The sequence below is a fragment of the Vibrio sp. S457-15 genome, from assembly GCF_000960545.1.
Classification (GTDB): Bacteria; Pseudomonadota; Gammaproteobacteria; order Enterobacterales; family Vibrionaceae; genus Vibrio; species Vibrio parahaemolyticus.
On sequence record NZ_JYOQ01000114.1, the window covers coordinates 19283 to 35324 of the forward strand.

General features: G+C 47.5%; 16 protein-coding genes. All 16 read left to right on the top strand.

All coding sequences use genetic code 11. The features are described from left to right. The first annotated feature begins 1 nt into the window (after position 1). The 16 genes from fliO to UF05_RS09130 all read left to right on the top strand — a co-directional run bounded on the left by fliO (position 2) and on the right by UF05_RS09130 (position 16037). On the top strand, positions 2–415 hold the full coding sequence (fliO, locus tag UF05_RS09055; protein WP_005457659.1) for a flagellar biosynthetic protein FliO: 414 nt from the start codon (positions 2–4) through the stop codon (positions 413–415). Next, complete coding sequence (gene fliP / locus UF05_RS09060) at positions 402–1271, top strand: flagellar type III secretion system pore protein FliP (protein WP_025587919.1); 870 nt, start codon at positions 402–404, stop codon at positions 1269–1271. Before fliO ends, fliP begins: the two co-directional genes overlap by 14 nt. A gap of 26 nt (positions 1272–1297) precedes the next feature. Beyond that, positions 1298–1567 carry a flagellar biosynthesis protein FliQ gene (gene fliQ / locus UF05_RS09065; protein ID WP_005457784.1) on the top strand — a complete coding sequence of 90 codons (270 nt, stop codon included), beginning with the start codon at positions 1298–1300 and terminating at the stop codon, positions 1565–1567. 8 nt (positions 1568–1575) lie between these two features. Then, positions 1576–2358 carry a flagellar biosynthetic protein FliR gene (gene fliR, locus UF05_RS09070; RefSeq protein ID WP_005481059.1) on the top strand — a complete coding sequence of 261 codons (783 nt, stop codon included), beginning with the start codon at positions 1576–1578 and terminating at the stop codon, positions 2356–2358. A gap of 9 nt (positions 2359–2367) precedes the next feature. Then, entirely contained in the window at positions 2368–3498 is a 1131-nt protein-coding gene (gene flhB, locus UF05_RS09075) for a flagellar biosynthesis protein FlhB (protein ID WP_005457645.1), read from the top strand. Between the two features lie 229 nt (positions 3499–3727). Next, entirely contained in the window at positions 3728–5827 is a 2100-nt protein-coding gene (flhA, locus tag UF05_RS09080; RefSeq protein WP_005457662.1) for a flagellar biosynthesis protein FlhA, read from the top strand. A 28-nt stretch (positions 5828–5855) separates the two neighbouring features. Further along, positions 5856–7367, top strand: a complete 1512-nt coding sequence (flhF, locus tag UF05_RS09085) for a flagellar biosynthesis protein FlhF (protein ID WP_005457694.1) — start codon at positions 5856–5858, stop codon at positions 7365–7367. Between the two features lie 14 nt (positions 7368–7381). Beyond that, the gene (locus tag UF05_RS09090) at positions 7382–8269 is read left to right on the top strand and encodes a MinD/ParA family protein (protein WP_005457698.1); all 888 of its coding nucleotides are present in this window, start codon (positions 7382–7384) and stop codon (positions 8267–8269) included. Then, positions 8262–8996 carry an RNA polymerase sigma factor FliA gene (locus tag UF05_RS09095; protein WP_005457739.1) on the top strand — a complete coding sequence of 245 codons (735 nt, stop codon included), beginning with the start codon at positions 8262–8264 and terminating at the stop codon, positions 8994–8996. The genes UF05_RS09090 and UF05_RS09095 overlap by 8 nt, the downstream gene beginning before the upstream one ends. 45 nt (positions 8997–9041) lie before the next feature. Then, complete coding sequence (gene cheY / locus UF05_RS09100; RefSeq protein ID WP_021451399.1) at positions 9042–9410, top strand: chemotaxis response regulator CheY; 369 nt, start codon at positions 9042–9044, stop codon at positions 9408–9410. 130 nt (positions 9411–9540) lie between these two features. After that, positions 9541–10281, top strand: coding sequence for a protein phosphatase CheZ (locus UF05_RS09105; protein WP_005457755.1), 741 nt, complete (start codon positions 9541–9543; stop codon positions 10279–10281). Between the two features lie 9 nt (positions 10282–10290). Next, complete coding sequence (locus UF05_RS09110; protein ID WP_045545688.1) at positions 10291–12525, top strand: chemotaxis protein CheA; 2235 nt, start codon at positions 10291–10293, stop codon at positions 12523–12525. Between the two features lie 24 nt (positions 12526–12549). Further along, positions 12550–13659 (top strand): protein-glutamate methylesterase/protein-glutamine glutaminase, encoded by a 1110-nt coding sequence (locus tag UF05_RS09115; RefSeq protein WP_023623284.1) that lies wholly within the window; start codon positions 12550–12552, stop codon positions 13657–13659. Positions 13660–13667: 8 nt separating this feature from the next. Then, positions 13668–14447 carry a ParA family protein gene (locus tag UF05_RS09120; protein ID WP_045545689.1) on the top strand — a complete coding sequence of 260 codons (780 nt, stop codon included), beginning with the start codon at positions 13668–13670 and terminating at the stop codon, positions 14445–14447. After that, complete coding sequence (locus UF05_RS09125) at positions 14437–15507, top strand: chemotaxis protein CheW (RefSeq protein ID WP_048852451.1); 1071 nt, start codon at positions 14437–14439, stop codon at positions 15505–15507. The genes UF05_RS09120 and UF05_RS09125 overlap by 11 nt, the downstream gene beginning before the upstream one ends. A 35-nt stretch (positions 15508–15542) precedes the next feature. Beyond that, a complete protein-coding gene (locus UF05_RS09130) occupies positions 15543–16037 on the top strand; it encodes a chemotaxis protein CheW (RefSeq protein ID WP_005438733.1) in 495 nt (164 codons plus the stop codon). The last annotated feature ends 5 nt before the right edge of the window (positions 16038–16042 follow it).

Here is a 16042-nt window from a genome sequence, read left to right on the forward strand (position 1 = left end):
TATGACAAGTTCAATCACAAAGAGATTGAAGCAAATCACAGGAGCACTCGGTTTAATGCTGAGTGCTCCTTATGCATTTGCGGCTGCACCAAGTAATCTCGATTTAGCGACCACCTTGGGTTCACTTGTGCTGGTTATTGGTGTCATTTTGCTGTTGGCATGGTTGCTTAAACGCATGCAAGTGCCGGCGTTAGGGCAGCAAAAAGGTTTACGCATCGTGAGCCAATTACCTGTCGGCACCAAAGAGCGAATCGCTGTGGTTCAGGTTGGAGAAGAGCAGTTTTTGGTGGGCATCACCAGTCAATCGATCCAAACCTTAGCCAAGCTAGAAAAGCCATTGAAAGAGGAAGAGTTGGCGACCAATGCTTTTGCCAGTCAGTTCAGCCAACTGATCAAGAAAAATGACAAAGGGTAATCCAATCCGTCTGCTTTTTAGCACTGTGGTGCTACTGGTTGGCGTGCTGTTTTCTTCATTTTCGTTTGCTGAGGCAGAGGAATCACCGCTGCCTGCGAATTTAGCAGAAGGGAGCAGTGTGACGGTTCAGGCCATGCAAAGCGATACTGGAGCCAGTCGCTCTATGTCGGTTGGCAACGGTGCTGGTATTCCAGCTTTCACCATGACCACCAATCCGGATGGTAGTGAAGACTATTCCGTGACATTGCAAATTCTCGCCTTAATGACCATGCTGGGCTTCTTGCCAGCAATGGTGATTTTGATGACGTCTTTCACCCGAATTGTGGTGGTAATGTCGATTCTGCGTCAGGCGATGGGCTTACAACAAACACCATCGAATCAGGTGATCATTGGCATCGCGCTTTTTTTGACCTTCTTTGTCATGTCTCCTGTGCTCAACGAAATCAATGACACGGCTATCCAGCCATACCTCAACGAACAAGTGACAGCGCGCGAAGCATTCGATGCAGCGCAAGTGCCGATGAAGGCCTTCATGCTTAAGCAAACGCGCATTAAGGATTTGGAAACCTTCGTAAATATGTCGGGCGAGCAAGTAACCAATCCAGAAGATGTGTCGATGGCGGTGTTGATTCCCGCTTTTATCACCTCGGAGCTGAAAACGGCGTTCCAAATCGGTTTCATGTTGTTTCTGCCGTTCTTGATCATCGACTTGGTGGTGGCATCGGTTTTGATGGCCATGGGTATGATGATGCTATCGCCAATGATTGTATCGCTGCCGTTTAAGTTAATGCTGTTTGTGTTGGTGGATGGTTGGAACTTGATATTGTCGACATTAGCCGGCAGTTTTGCCCTTTAGATTGGCACAGAGAAAAGAGGTAAGACATGACTCCTGAAATGTTTGTCGAGCTTTTCCGTGAAGCACTGTGGATGGTGTTGATCATGGTCTGTGCCATTATTATCCCCAGTTTGCTCATCGGTTTGGTCGTAGCGATTTTTCAAGCCGCGACGTCAATTAACGAACAGACGTTAAGCTTCTTACCTCGTTTGATCGTGACTTTGTTAGCTTTGATGCTGTTTGGTCACTGGATGACCCAAATGCTGATGGAATATTTCTTCGGCTTGATTGAGCGCTTGCCTCAGGTTCTGTACTAGAGGCTGGTATGGAGTATCCCACTCAAATCATCTTAGACTGGATAGCCAATTATTTTTGGCCGTACGTTCGTATCTCGTCGATGTTGATGGTAATGACCGTTACTGGCGCTCGCTTTGTTTCTCCTCGTATTCGTTTGTATCTCGGCCTTGCGATTACTTTTGCCGTGATGCCCGCTATTCCTGCTGTTCCGCAAGACATTCAACTGCTCTCATTTCGTGGTTTTATGACCATCGCAGAGCAGATGATCATTGGCGTCGCGATGGGCATGGTGACGCAATTTATGATCCAAACGTTTGTGTTGCTCGGGCAAATCCTTGGTATGCAATCGAGCTTGGGTTTTGCGTCGATGGTCGATCCTGCCAATGGTCAGAACACGCCATTGCTCGGTCAATTGTTCATGTTCTTGACCACCATGTTTTTCCTCGCAACCGATGGTCACTTAAAAATGCTGCAACTGGTGGTCTTCAGCTTTAAAACCCTACCGATAGGGTCGGGCACGCTTACCGCGGTGGATTTTCGTGATATGGCGGGTTGGCTTGGCATTATGTTCAAAACCGCTCTGAGTATGTCGCTATCAGGCATCATCGCGCTGCTTACTATCAACTTGTCGTTTGGTGTAATGACGCGTGCCGCGCCTCAGCTGAACATTTTCTCGCTCGGCTTTGCGTTTGCATTGATGGTGGGTCTATTGATTTGCTGGTACATCTTGGCTGGTCTATACAGTCATTATGAATTGTACTGGGCATTGGGTGAGGAGCAGATTTGTAGCCTCATTCGCTTGGATTGTTAGGAGGCTGGTTTGGCAGAGTCAGACGGTCAGGAACGCACCGAAGAAGCCACGCCCCGACGGTTACAACAAGCCAGAGAAAAGGGGCAGGTCGCACGCTCAAAAGAGCTCGCATCGGCGTCAGTGCTGATTGTGGGTGCTATCGCTCTGATGTGGTTTGGCGAGTCACTCGCACGTTCGCTGTTTTCCATTATGAGTCGTTTGTTCGACCTCAAACGCGACGAAATCTTTGATACCACAAAGCTGTTTGATATCGCATTAGGCGCAATGACAGATTTGCTTTTTCCACTGTTTCTCATCCTTATCACGTTGTTTGTGGCGGCGACGATTGGTGCTGCAGGGGTTGGGGGCATTAGCTTTTCTGCCGAAGCGGCAATGCCTAAGCTGTCCAAAATGAACCCTCTGAGCGGTTTAAAACGCATGGTGGGCATGCAAAGTTGGGTTGAACTGATCAAATCGATCTTGAAAGTGGTGTTGGTGACAGGCGTTGCCATGTATTTGATCCAAGCGTCGCAAGCGGATTTGATCCAACTTAGCATGGATGTTTACCCGCAGAACATTTTCCACGCGCTGGATATTTTGCTCAACTTCATCTTGTTGATCAGCTGCTCGTTATTGATTGTTGTGGCCATCGATATACCGTTCCAGATTTGGCAGCATGCCGATCAGTTGAAGATGACCAAGCAAGAAGTGAAAGACGAATACAAAGAAACCGAAGGTAAGCCAGAGGTGAAAGGTCGTATTCGTATGCTGCAAAGGGAGGCGGCACAACGCCGGATGATGGCCGATGTACCTCAAGCAGACGTTATTGTCACCAACCCGGAGCACTATTCAGTGGCGCTGCGTTATAAGCAGAAAACAGATCGTGCGCCAGTCGTGATTGCGAAAGGTACGGATCATATGGCGATGAAAATTCGAGAAGTGGCACGCGAGCACGACATTACGATTGTGCCTGCTCCACCACTTGCACGTGCGCTTTACCATACCACTGAGTTGGAACAAGAAATTCCTGACGGTCTGTTTACCGCGGTCGCGCAAGTGCTGGCGTTTGTGTTCCAGTTAAAACAGTACCGCAAACGTGGTGGTCAGCGACCGAAAATTCAAGATTATGACTTGCCAATCCCGCCGGAACATCGTCATTAATCGTACAAAAAGCAAAATTAAGAAAAATATAAAACAATCAATGGATTGTGCTGTTATTTAGCTTTGAGTCATTATTTTGGCGTTGATTTTGGTACATAGATTGCTTAAGTCGACTAATTATCAACTATACCTAAACTTTTAGGCGAAAGTGGTCGCGTATAAACATTAGACATACGTATTAAAGTGCGTATTCGCGTGACGCTTCAATTCGATTGAGATACCTCGCAGTATGAAGTTAAGCCTGCCGTTTGCAGATAAATTGCCACGAATTCGTCAGCGTGAGATGCCAGCTATTGGCGCGCCTGTCATGGTTTTGGCCACCCTTGCGATGGTGGTATTACCGATACCCGCGTTCCTACTGGATATGTTCTTCACCTTTAACATCGCCTTAGCCATGGTGGTGTTGTTGGTGACGGTATATACACGCCGTCCGTTAGATTTCGCCGCGTTCCCAACGGTGCTGCTGATCGCGACGTTGTTGCGTTTGGCGCTGAACGTTGCGTCCACCCGTGTCGTGTTACTTCACGGCCATGAAGGGGGCAATGCAGCGGGTAACGTTATCGAGGCGTTTGGTAACGTTGTAATTGGCGGTAACTACGCAGTCGGTTTAGTCGTCTTCCTCATCTTGATGATCATTAACTTTATGGTTGTGACCAAAGGTGCGGGGCGTATTTCGGAGGTGAGCGCTCGTTTCACCCTTGATGCGTTGCCTGGTAAACAGATGGCGATTGACGCGGACTTAAACGCAGGCCTTATCGACCAAGAGCAAGCGCGCGTGCGTCGTTTTGAAGTGACCAAAGAGGCAGATTTCTACGGCTCAATGGATGGTGCGTCCAAGTTTGTAAAAGGCGATGCGATAGCCGGTATTTTGATTCTGTTTATCAACATCATCGGCGGTCTGTCGATTGGTATGGCGCAGTACGGGTTAGGCTTTGGTGAAGCGATCCAAATCTATACCTTGCTAACGATCGGTGATGGTCTGGTTGCTCAAATTCCATCGCTATTGCTGTCAATTGCAGCGGCGATGATGGTAACGCGCCAAAACACCGATGAAGACATGGGCGAGCAGTTGGTTTTCCAAATGTTCGACAATCCGAAAGCGTTGATGATCACGGCGGCAATTTTAGGCGTGATGGGTATCGTACCGGGCATGCCGCATTTTGCTTTCTTAACGTTGGCAGTTGCTGCTGGCGCGGGTGCTTACTTAATTGACAAGCGTCAGAAGCAGAAAGCAAAAGAACCAGCATTACCTGCGAAAGCAGAAGATGGCAGCGAGCCGATTTCTCAACGTGAGTTATCGTGGGATGACGTTCAACCTGTTGATATTATTGGTTTAGAAGTGGGGTATCGATTAATCCCGCTGGTGGATCGTGACCAAGGCGGAGAGTTATTAGAGCGCGTGAAAGGCGTTCGTAAAAAGCTCTCACAAGATTTTGGTTTCTTGATCCCAGCTGTACACATTCGCGACAACCTTGAGCTGACGCCAAACAGCTACAGAATTACCCTGATGGGCGTTGCGGTGGGTGAAGCGGAAATTCGCCCAGATCAAGAACTGGCGATTAACCCAGGTCAGGTTTACGGCATGATTGATGGCGAACCGACTATGGACCCGGCATTCGGCCTAGAAGCCGTGTGGATTCGTGAAGAGCAGCGCGAGCACGCTCAGGCTCTTGGTTATACCGTGGTGGATTCATCGACGGTATTGGCAACGCATCTAAGTCAGTTATTAACCAACAACGCATCGCAGTTGATTGGTCATGAAGAAGTACAGAATTTATTGGAGATGCTAGGCCGAAGTGCACCGAAATTGGTGGAGAACTTCGTTCCGGATCAACTCCCATTAGGTGTGGTGGTGAAAGTGTTGCAGAACTTGTTGAATGAAGCCATTCCAATTCGCGACATTCGTACCATCGTACAAACCTTGGCTGAGTACTCAAGTAAGAGTCAAGAACCTGACATATTAACAGCGGCGGTTCGAATCAGTCTGAAACGTCTAATTGTTCAGGAAATCAATGGTATAGAGCCAGAACTGCCAGTGATTACCTTGATTCCTGAGCTGGAACAAATATTGCATCAAACTATGCAAGCCTCGGGAGGCGAATCTGCTGGCATTGAGCCAGGACTCGCTGAACGTTTGCAGTCTTCACTAAGCCATGCAACGCAAGAGCAAGAGTTGAAGGGCGAACCTGCCGTTCTACTTACGTCTGGCGTGTTGCGATCCACACTGGCTAAGTTTGTGAAGAACACAATACCTAATCTCCGGGTACTGTCTTATCAAGAAATACCGGATGAAAAACAGATCAGAATTGTGCAAGCCGTGGGTAATTAATCTCACGCATCATTAATGGATTCATAGTTTGAAAATAAAGCGATTTTTTGCCAAAGACATGCGATCAGCGCTGCTCCAAGTGAAAGAGGAGTTGGGTGCAGATGCGGTGATCATGTCAAACAAGAAAGTGGCAGGCGGTGTAGCGATTGTTGCTGCAGTGGATAATGAATCCAATCCGTCTTCATCCAGTGCTTCTTCGCAATCAAATCGTGGTGCTTCTCAATCGAATCGCTATAACGAACATCGTCAAATGTCGTCATCAGCGGCCGATCGTTTTCAAGATCGCAGTTTAGATGAAGATAAAATTAGCCTACAAAACAGCAAAGAAAAATCAGGCTCGATGACACAGCGATTCGCGAACATGCTGAAGCAATACAGTGGTGGCGCAGCAGAATCTGACGATCATGTTGCGGAAAACGAAGATTCGTTATCAGCCCTATTGCAACGCCAAAATAAGCACCGCGAAAGCTACAACCAAGAAAAGCCCGTGCCATACCAGCCGGACTCTCCTTTGGCGAAATTGATTGCTCAAGATAACCGTTTTGAGCGACCAACGCCGAAGTTAGATCCTACGCGCTATGACCGTCGTCGCCCATCCTCTGAAGAGCGTGACGAGTCAGCAAAAGAGCTGGAGAACATGCGCGAAGAGATGACCTCGATTCGTCGTCTGCTGGAACATCAAGTCTCCGGCTTAATGTGGCAAGAAGTGGAACGTCGTGAGCCATTAAGAGCCATGCTTATCAAACGCTTAGAGCGTATGGGCGTGTCTCCTGAGCTTGCAGACCAAATGGCATGTTACATCCCAGAAGACACCAAGCCTGCACGTGCGTGGAAGGCTTTGCTGTCACTCGTTGCGGATCAAATTAACATACCAAAACAAGATATTTTAAAACGTGGTGGTGTGGTTGCATTGCTTGGCCCTACAGGCGTCGGAAAAACGACAACTGTTGCGAAGCTTGCTGCACGCGCAGCCATGGAATACGGTGCCGACAATGTGGCCCTTGTGACAACAGACACATATCGCATAGGTGCGCATGAGCAACTCTCCATTTACGGGAGAATTATGGGTTGTCCTGTAAGAGTTGCTAAAGATTCTAACGAATTAGCCGATGTTATATATCAGCTAAGAAACAGAAGACTGATTTTGGTCGATACGGCAGGGATGGGACAAAGAGATGTGAGGCTTTCCGAGCAGCTCGATACCCTAATGCAAGAGAGTGGTGAAGTGATTCATAGCTACCTTGTTTTGCCAGCTACCGCACAACGTCGAGTTCTACAAGAAACTCTGGATCACTTCCGACGCATTCCGCTGTCGGGTTGTATTCTCACTAAGCTTGATGAGTCATTAAGCTTAGGAGAATTCATTAGTGTGGTGATTCAAAACGCAATGCCAGTGGCTTACATAGCAAATGGTCAGCGCGTGCCTGAAGACATTGTGATAGCACAACCAAAATACATGCTTGCGAAAGCAAACGAACTGTTAGAGAAGTCGACAGAGAACGAACCTCACTTTTGGAACAGTGACAACGAAGGACTCTAGGGCGGCGGACTACTATGACTGAGAATATGATACACGATCAAGCAAGCGGCCTCCGTCGCTTAACACAACCATCGTTGACAAAAGTGATTGCTGTTACTGGCGGCAAAGGTGGTGTGGGGAAATCTAACGTAACGCTGGGTCTGGCGATCTGCATGGCTCGCCAAGGCAAAAAGGTGATGGTTCTCGACGCTGACCTAGGTCTGGCTAATGTTGACGTAATGCTCGGAATTCGTTCAAAACGTAACCTGGGACATGTGCTAGCGGGTGAATGTGAGCTAAAAGATGCGATTGTTGAAGGGCCTTATGGTATAAAGATAATCCCTGCAACTTCTGGCACACAAAGCATGACTGAGCTTTCTCATGCTCAACATGCTGGACTCATCCGCGCATTTGGTAGTCTTGAAGATGAAATGGACATCCTGCTAATTGATACAGCAGCTGGCATTTCTGATATGGTTATTAGTTTTTCTCGTGCAGCTCAAGATGTAGTTGTAGTAGTCTGTGACGAACCGACTTCTATCACTGATGCTTATGCACTAATTAAGCTTTTGAGCAAAGAACACCAAGTCCAACGCTTTAAAGTTGTTGCAAATATGGTCAGAAGCTACCGAGAAGGTCGAGAATTGTTTGCAAAGTTGACGCTAGTCACAGAGCGGTTCTTGAATGTAAGCCTTGAGCTCGTAGCATGTATTCCATTAGATGATAAAGTACGACAAGCCGTAAAAAGACAAAAAATTGTCGTTGATGCGTTCCCTCGCTCTCCTGCGGCTTTAGCTATCAGCTCATTGGCAAACAAAGCGCTGATGTGGCCACTACCGAAAACACCAAGTGGACACTTGGAATTTTTTGTGGAAAGGTTGCTAAATCGTACCGAATTCGCAGAGGACCCTTTTGGTGAATAAAGCGATAACCTATGACCAGCATGGCAAGTTTAATAGTCAGCAAGCGTTCATTGAGCGCTACTCTGTGTTGGTTAAGCGTATTGCTCACCACCTGTTAGGCCGTTTACCGCCGAGTGTTCAGGTAGAGGATTTAATTCAGGCCGGCATGATCGGTCTTATCGAAGCTCAGCAGAATTATGATGGTTCTAAAGGTGCGAGCTTTGAAACTTATGCTGGTATCCGCATTCGTGGCGCCATGTTAGATGACATGCGCAAAGGTGACTGGGTACCGCGTTCTGTTCATAAGAATAATCGCGAAATTAATCAAGCGGTCGCAGAGCTGGAAGGCGTGTTAAATCGTGATCCGACAGATTCTGAAGTAGCAGCACATCTCGGGATGTCACTGGATCAATATCATAGTGCTCTGACCGATATAAACTGCTCAAGATTAGTTGGTATTGAAGATTTAGGCGTTTCTGATGATGTGATTTCACCAGCAGATGAAACTGATGACAGCAACCCATTTAAGGGGGTAGCAGATGAATCGTTCAGAAAAGCACTGGTTGAATCAATAAAACAGCTTCCAGAGCGTGAAGCTTTAGTACTTTCGCTTTATTATGACGAAGAACTCAATTTGAAAGAAATTGGTGATGTATTAGGTGTAAGCGAATCTCGTGTAAGCCAAATACTAAGCCAAGCGATGCAACGTTTACGCACCAAGCTCAGTGCGTGGACACAAAATGACTAAAAACACTGATTTTACGATTCAGTGGAGGCAATTTTGAATAAAAACATGAAGATCCTTATTGTTGATGATTTCTCAACAATGCGCCGTATTGTTAAAAACCTGCTTCGTGACTTGGGTTTCAATAACACTCAAGAAGCCGACGACGGTTTAACTGCATTACCAATGCTGAAAAAAGGTGACTTCGATTTTGTTGTAACCGACTGGAATATGCCAGGAATGCAAGGTATCGATTTGCTTAAACACATCCGTGCCGATGCAGAGCTTAAGCACCTTCCTGTACTTATGATCACGGCTGAAGCGAAGCGTGAGCAGATCATCGAAGCTGCTCAAGCAGGTGTAAACGGCTACATTGTTAAGCCATTTACTGCTGCAACACTAAAAGAAAAATTAGAGAAAATTTTCGAACGTTTATAACTCTCTCTTTCTCTTTCTCTTTCTCTTTGTTATTCGAGTCGTTTATTCCAAATAATACATACACATAAAATGACTCGTTTGACGTTTTCGAAGCGATAAGAAGAACTAAACGTAAAAGGGTCTATTCAGAATGATCTCACTAGAGCAGGCGAAGTCGCTCGTTCAAATGCTAGAAAACGGGGAACAAGATCAAGCGAATATGCTTGTTGCCTCGCTATATGAAGGTACAGAGAATCCGGTTTTGCAAGAAATCGGAACACTGACTCGAGACCTTCATGATTCACTAAAGCAGTTCAACCTCGATCAACGCATGACCGAAATAGCTAAAGATGAAATCCCGAATGCTCGGGATCGTCTGCACTATGTGATCGAGAAAACGGAACTGGCAGCAAACAAGACGATGGATGCAGTAGATTGCTGCCTTCCAATCGCCGATAACCTGCATGATTGCCTTCAACAAGTTCGTCCTCAATGGAATGAACTCATGTACGGGCGCATTGAATTAAGCGAATTCAAAGCTCTGTGTCACCGTATCGACAAACTGCTTGTTCAGGTCGAAGGTGATAGCACTGAATTGCGCGGTCAGTTGACCGAAATTCTTATGGCGCAAGACTTCCAAGACTTAACGGGTCAAATTATTCGTCGCGTAATTACGCTGGTAAACGAAGTAGAAGGCCGTTTGGTGGAAATCCTCACCGTATTCTCTGGCCAAAAACCAGCAGAACAGGTTCAAGTTTTGTCAGAACCGGCAGATAAAAAGATTAAACAATCAAGCGAAGCCGAAGGCCCTATTCTTCATCCAGAACTGAGAGAAGATGCGGTTTCATCGCAGGACGAAGTCGATGACTTGTTGTCCAGTCTTGGATTTTAAAGGTAACGTATGAGCTACGATTTAGACGAAGATATCCTTCAGGACTTTCTAATTGAGGCCGGAGAAATCCTAGAGCTGCTTTCTGAGCAGCTGGTTGAGTTAGAAAACAATCCAGAAGACAAAGACTTACTTAATGCTATCTTCCGCGGTTTCCATACCGTGAAAGGTGGTGCCGGTTTCCTATCCTTAGCTGAACTGGTCGACACCTGCCACGGTGCAGAGAACGTGTTCGACGTGTTGCGAAATGGCCAACGTTCTGTAACGCCAAGCCTCATGGATACCATGTTGAAGGCGTTGGATACGGTAAATACCCAGTTCCAAGCTGTGCAAGATCGAGAAGCGTTAGAAGCTGCAGACCCTGCGTTGCTGGATGAACTGCACCGTCTATGTAAGCCTGAGTCTGAAGACGAAGTAGCTACTGTGGTTGAAGAACCTATCGTTACTCCAGAACCAGTTATCCCAGAACCTGCTAACGAAGTGCCAGCTGCCCCTGCAGCCAACACAACGGAGGCGGGTTCTATAGGTTCTGTCGACGAAATTACTCAAGACGAGTTTGAAAAGCTTCTTGATGAGCTGCACGGTAAAGGTGCTGCACCAGGCGCATCGACACCAGCTCCAGCAGCGGCTGCACCTGTTCAAGCAAGTGCGCCTGTTCTGGACAATGGCGATATCACCGATGACGAATTCGAACGTCTTCTCGATGAATTGCATGGTGTTGGTCAGAGCCCTTCAGCTGCAACAGCCGCTCCTGTAGAGACGCCTAAAGCACCAGAACCTGTTGCTCCTGCGGTTTCAGCTGCTTCAGGCGATAGCGACCTGATGACCGATGAAGAGTTTGAGAAGCTGCTTGACGAGCTACACGGTGCGGGCAAAGGCCCAACGCTTGAAGAGCTTGATATGGCAACTAAGCCTGCTTCCGCTCTAGCACCAGAAGCGCCAAAACCAGCACCTGTTGCGCAGCCTGCTCCGGTTTCAACGCCAGCCTCTGCTCCAAAGCCGGCAGCAAAACCTGTGGCGGTGAAAGAGGAGTCAAAAGCGTCTGCACCAGCGGTGAAAAAGCCACAAGCAGAAGCGACGGTACGTGTTGATACATCAACGCTAGATACCATCATGAACATGGTGGGTGAGCTCGTGTTGGTACGTAACCGCTTATTAAGTCTTGGTTTGAACAGCGACAATGAAGAAATGTCGAAAGCTGTGGCAAACCTAGACGTTGTTACTGCAGACCTTCAAGGTGCAGTAATGAAAACGCGCATGCAGCCAATTAAGAAAGTATTTGGCCGTTTCCCTCGCGTTGTACGTGACTTGGCGCGTAACCTAAATAAAGACATCGTGCTGGAAATGCGCGGTGAAGAAACCGATCTCGATAAAAACCTAGTAGAAGCGCTAGCGGATCCATTGATCCACTTGGTGCGCAACTCGGTTGACCACGGCATTGAAATGCCAGAAGACCGCGTAAAAGCGGGTAAATCGCGCACTGGTAAAGTCATCCTATCTGCTTCACAAGAAGGTGACCATATCGAATTGGCTATCGTTGATGACGGTGGCGGTATGGATCCTAACAAACTTCGTGGCATTGCGGTAAAACGCGGCATGATGGACGAAGATGCAGCAGCGCGTTTATCGGATAAAGAGTGTTTTAACCTTATCTTCGCCCCTGGCTTCTCAAGTAAAGAGAAAATCTCTGATATTTCAGGCCGCGGTGTGGGTATGGACGTAGTTAAGACGGCGATCAACACCCTAAACGGCTCTATCGACATCGATTCAGAGCTAGGCAAGGGCACGAAGATCACCATCAAAGTGCCACTGACTCTTGCGATTTTGCCGACCTTAATGGTGGGTGTTGGCGGTCATCCGTTTGCACTACCACTTGCGTCAGTAAACGAGATTTTCCACTTAGATTTAAGCCGCACCAACGTGGTAGATGGTCAGTTAACCATCATCGTTCGCGATAAGTCTATTCCACTGTTCTACCTACAAAACTGGTTGGCGTCTAAGTCTCCTCGCGTGGAGCAACGCATCGGTCATGGTCATGTTGTGATTGTGCAGATCGGCAGCCAACGCGTTGGTTTTGTCGTCGACACGCTTATCGGTCAAGAAGAAGTGGTTATCAAGCCATTAGATAACTTATTGCAAGGTACACCAGGCATGGCTGGTGCGACGATTACCAGTGATGGTCACATTGCATTGATTCTTGATGTGCCAGATCTATTGAAGCAATACGCAGCAGCTTCGCGCATCTAAGCTGACGTAAAGAAAAGGAACAAAATGGCGATTAAAGTACTAGTCGTTGATGATTCGAGTTTTTTCCGTCGTCGCGTAAGCGAAATCATCAACTCAGAATCGCGCCTAGAAGTGATTGACGTTGCGGTAAATGGCAGAGAAGCGGTCGAAAAAGCCAAAGCTCTCAAGCCGGACGTCATCACCATGGATATTGAAATGCCAGTTATGGATGGCATTACGGCTGTGCGTGAAATCATGGCCGCATCTCCAACGCCAATTCTGATGTTTTCGTCCCTGACTCATGATGGGGCGAAAGCAACTCTTGATGCGTTGGACGCTGGTGCTCTGGACTTCTTACCGAAGAAGTTTGAAGATATTGCACGTAACCGCGATGAAGCGGTTTCGCTGCTTCAGCAACGTGTCATTCAAATTGCCTCTAAGCGTGCTTTCATGCGCCGCCCTGTAGCGCGTCCAGCTGCTGCAACTAGTGCTGCGCGCCCACTGGCTTCAAGAACCGCTACGCCTGCCGCATCGGCTCCGGCTCGGCCGGCAGCAACCAAGTTCCGCGCATCGGGTAAGAAATACCAGTTAACAGCGATTGGCACATCCACTGGTGGCCCAGTTGCTTTACAAAAAATTCTTACTCGTCTGCCGATGAACTACCCACATCCAATCGTGCTGATTCAGCATATGCCTGCGACATTTACGGCGGCATTTGCAAGTCGATTGAACACGTTGTGTAAGATCCAAGTGAAAGAAGCACAAGACGGTGATGTGTTACAAGCTGGTGTGGCTTACCTAGCGCCAGGCGGCAAGCAAATGATGATTGATGGTCGTGCAGGTGCTGCTCGCCTTCGCATCATTGATGGCGGTGATCGCATGAACTACAAACCGTGTGTGGATGTGACCTTTGGCTCGGCGGCGAAAGTTTACGGCGACAAAGTGCTTTCTATGGTGCTCACCGGAATGGGTGCAGATGGCCGAGAAGGTGCACGTATGCTGAAATCGGCAGGTTCAACCATTTGGGCACAAGATGAAGAAAGCTGTGTGGTTTACGGTATGCCTCAAGCTGTTGCTAAAGCGGGCATTTCTTCTGAAGATTTACCTCTTGACCGAATTGCAGAACGCATGCTGGTGGAAGTGGGTTTAGCGTAGGATAAATCATGATCGTTTGGAGTGTAGCTAACCAAAAAGGTGGGGTAGGAAAAACCACATCAACAGTGACACTAGCAGGTTTGTTGAGTCAGAAAGGTCATCGTGTATTGATGGTCGACACCGATCCTCATGCGTCACTGACGACTTATCTTGGTTACGACTCAGATACCGTGTCATCAAGCTTGTTCGATCTGTTTCAGCTAAAGACGTTCACTCGCGATACGATTAAGCCGTTGATCTTAGAAACCGAGTTGGAAGGAATGGACATCATTCCTGCGCACATGTCATTGGCTACGCTAGACCGCGTAATGGGTAACCGCAGTGGCATGGGGTTGATTTTGAAGCGCGCACTTCAAGCGGTTTCGCAAGATTACGACTACGTGTTGATCGATTGTCCACCAATCCTTGGTGTGATGATGGTTAATGCACTCGCGGCGAGTGATCGTATCTTGATCCCAGTACAGACTGAGTTCCTCGCGATGAAAGGCTTGGAACGTATGATTCGTACGTTGACGATCATGCAGAAATCACGTCCAGATGGGTTCAAAGTCACCATCGTACCAACCATGTACGACAAGCGAACTCGCGCTTCGTTGCAGACTTTGACGCAACTGAAAAAAGACTACCCGAACCAAGTGTGGACTTCCGCAGTACCGATTGACACCAAGTTCCGAGACGCAAGTTTGAAACACTTACCAGCGTCGCACTTTGCATCCGGTAGCCGTGGTGTGTTTGCGTACAAACAGCTATTGATTTACTTGGAGAGGTTAGCGTTCGATGAGCAGTAACAGCGTACTTTCCAGCGAGCAGGCGCTTGATGATTACTTCAGTGCATTACTCGGTGAAGAAGTTGAGGTGACTGATCTCGAACATGAGCTTGACTTGCTCGCTCAGGAGCTATCCTCTGCAGAGCCAGAGCCAGAGCCAGAGCCAGAGCCAGAGCCAGAGCCAGAGCCAGAGCCAGAGCCAGAGCTCCAGATGCAATACGCAGAGTCAGACTCTTACCAGTTTAGCGAAAACTACGCACCGCAACTGGAAGCGCCGAATTTAGAAGACGTTCAAAGGTTATTGAGTCAACTCGAATCGACCAATGTCGTAGATGAGTTAGACATAGACGACATTTTGGAACAGAACACCATCGATATTGCGATTCACGCAAAGTCGATACAACCAGACGTTGAAGTAGCTGTTGAGTCACCAATAGAAGTGGTTGAAGAAATTCAAGAATGGGTGATAGAAGAGCCTGTTTCTGAAGTAATTCAAACTGAGGTAGCTCAAGTCGAAGCGGTAGAAGTTGTTCCTGAGATAGAACAAGACATCGCGATAGAACAGCAAACCGAAACGAAACTGGAAACCGAGGCGAGCCCTGCGATCCCCAATACGTGGGAAGGCACGCAAAGAAGTGAAGATTTTCAAGTGCTTTACTTTGATGTCAACGAAGTGACATTTGCCGTACCGCTCGATGAATTGGGTGGCATTCATCGCATTACCGAGCTCAACCACCTTATTGGTCGACCAGCCTGGTACTTAGGTTTACAGACGAACCGCGAACAGCAGTTTGATGTCGTCGACACTGCAAAGTGGGTGATGGCAGACAAACTCCGTGGGGATGAATACAAAGATAATTACCAATACGTTGTCATGCTTGGTGAAAGCATGTGGGGTTTGGCCAGTAACCAACTATTGGGTACTGAAACCCTAAATGGCGACAATGTTCGTTGGCGAGAACAAGCGGGTAAACGCCCTTGGCTAGCGGGCATGGTGAAAGAAAAAATGTGTGCTTTAATTCATGTCCAAGCACTTATAGACATGCTAAACGCCGGTTTAGATGTAAAATCACTGAATTAGATTTAAGTCGGGAACGACATTAACGAGGATTAACTATGTCTCAAGCTTTTGAAGTAGAAGTGAAGAAAGATACATCGAATGACGAAGTTCTTCAGTGGGTGACGTTCCAACTAGAAGAAGAAACGTACGGCATCAATGTAATGCAAGTTCGTGAAGTTCTTCGTTACACTGAAATTGCTCCAGTTCCAGGTGCGCCAGATTACGTACTAGGTATCATCAACCTACGTGGTAACGTTGTAACGGTTATCGATACACGTTCACGCTTCGGTTTGATGGAAGGCGAAGTAACTGATAACACACGTATCATCGTGATCGAATCAGAGCGTCAAGTTATCGGCATCTTGGTAGATAGCGTTGCTGAGGTAGTTTACCTACGTTCTTCTGAGATCGACACTACGCCTTCTGTAGGTACAGACGAAAGCGCGAAATTCATCCAAGGTGTAAGCAACCGTGACGGTAAGCTTCTGATCCTTGTTGATTTGAACAAGCTGCTAACTGACGACGAATGGGACGAGATGGCTCACCTATAATTGGC

Excerpts from the sequence above, each read along its gene's own strand:
- UF05_RS09090 (WP_005457698.1), top strand. The coding sequence starts at position 7,382 with ATGACTGAGAATATGATACACGATCAAGCAAGCGGCCTCCGTCGCTTA.
- UF05_RS09120 (WP_045545689.1), top strand. The coding sequence starts at position 13,668 with ATGATCGTTTGGAGTGTAGCTAACCAAAAAGGTGGGGTAGGAAAAACC.
- fliQ (WP_005457784.1), top strand. The coding sequence starts at position 1,298 with ATGACTCCTGAAATGTTTGTCGAGCTTTTCCGTGAAGCACTGTGGATG.
- UF05_RS09105 (WP_005457755.1), top strand. The coding sequence starts at position 9,541 with ATGATCTCACTAGAGCAGGCGAAGTCGCTCGTTCAAATGCTAGAAAAC.
- UF05_RS09125 (WP_048852451.1), top strand. The coding sequence starts at position 14,437 with ATGAGCAGTAACAGCGTACTTTCCAGCGAGCAGGCGCTTGATGATTAC.
- UF05_RS09115 (WP_023623284.1), top strand. The coding sequence starts at position 12,550 with ATGGCGATTAAAGTACTAGTCGTTGATGATTCGAGTTTTTTCCGTCGT.
- fliR (WP_005481059.1), top strand. The coding sequence starts at position 1,576 with ATGGAGTATCCCACTCAAATCATCTTAGACTGGATAGCCAATTATTTT.
- UF05_RS09110 (WP_045545688.1), top strand. The coding sequence starts at position 10,291 with ATGAGCTACGATTTAGACGAAGATATCCTTCAGGACTTTCTAATTGAG.
- fliO (WP_005457659.1), top strand. The coding sequence starts at position 2 with ATGACAAGTTCAATCACAAAGAGATTGAAGCAAATCACAGGAGCACTC.
- UF05_RS09130 (WP_005438733.1), top strand. The coding sequence starts at position 15,543 with ATGTCTCAAGCTTTTGAAGTAGAAGTGAAGAAAGATACATCGAATGAC.
- fliP (WP_025587919.1), top strand. The coding sequence starts at position 402 with ATGACAAAGGGTAATCCAATCCGTCTGCTTTTTAGCACTGTGGTGCTA.
- cheY (WP_021451399.1), top strand. The coding sequence starts at position 9,042 with ATGAAGATCCTTATTGTTGATGATTTCTCAACAATGCGCCGTATTGTT.
- flhA (WP_005457662.1), top strand. The coding sequence starts at position 3,728 with ATGAAGTTAAGCCTGCCGTTTGCAGATAAATTGCCACGAATTCGTCAG.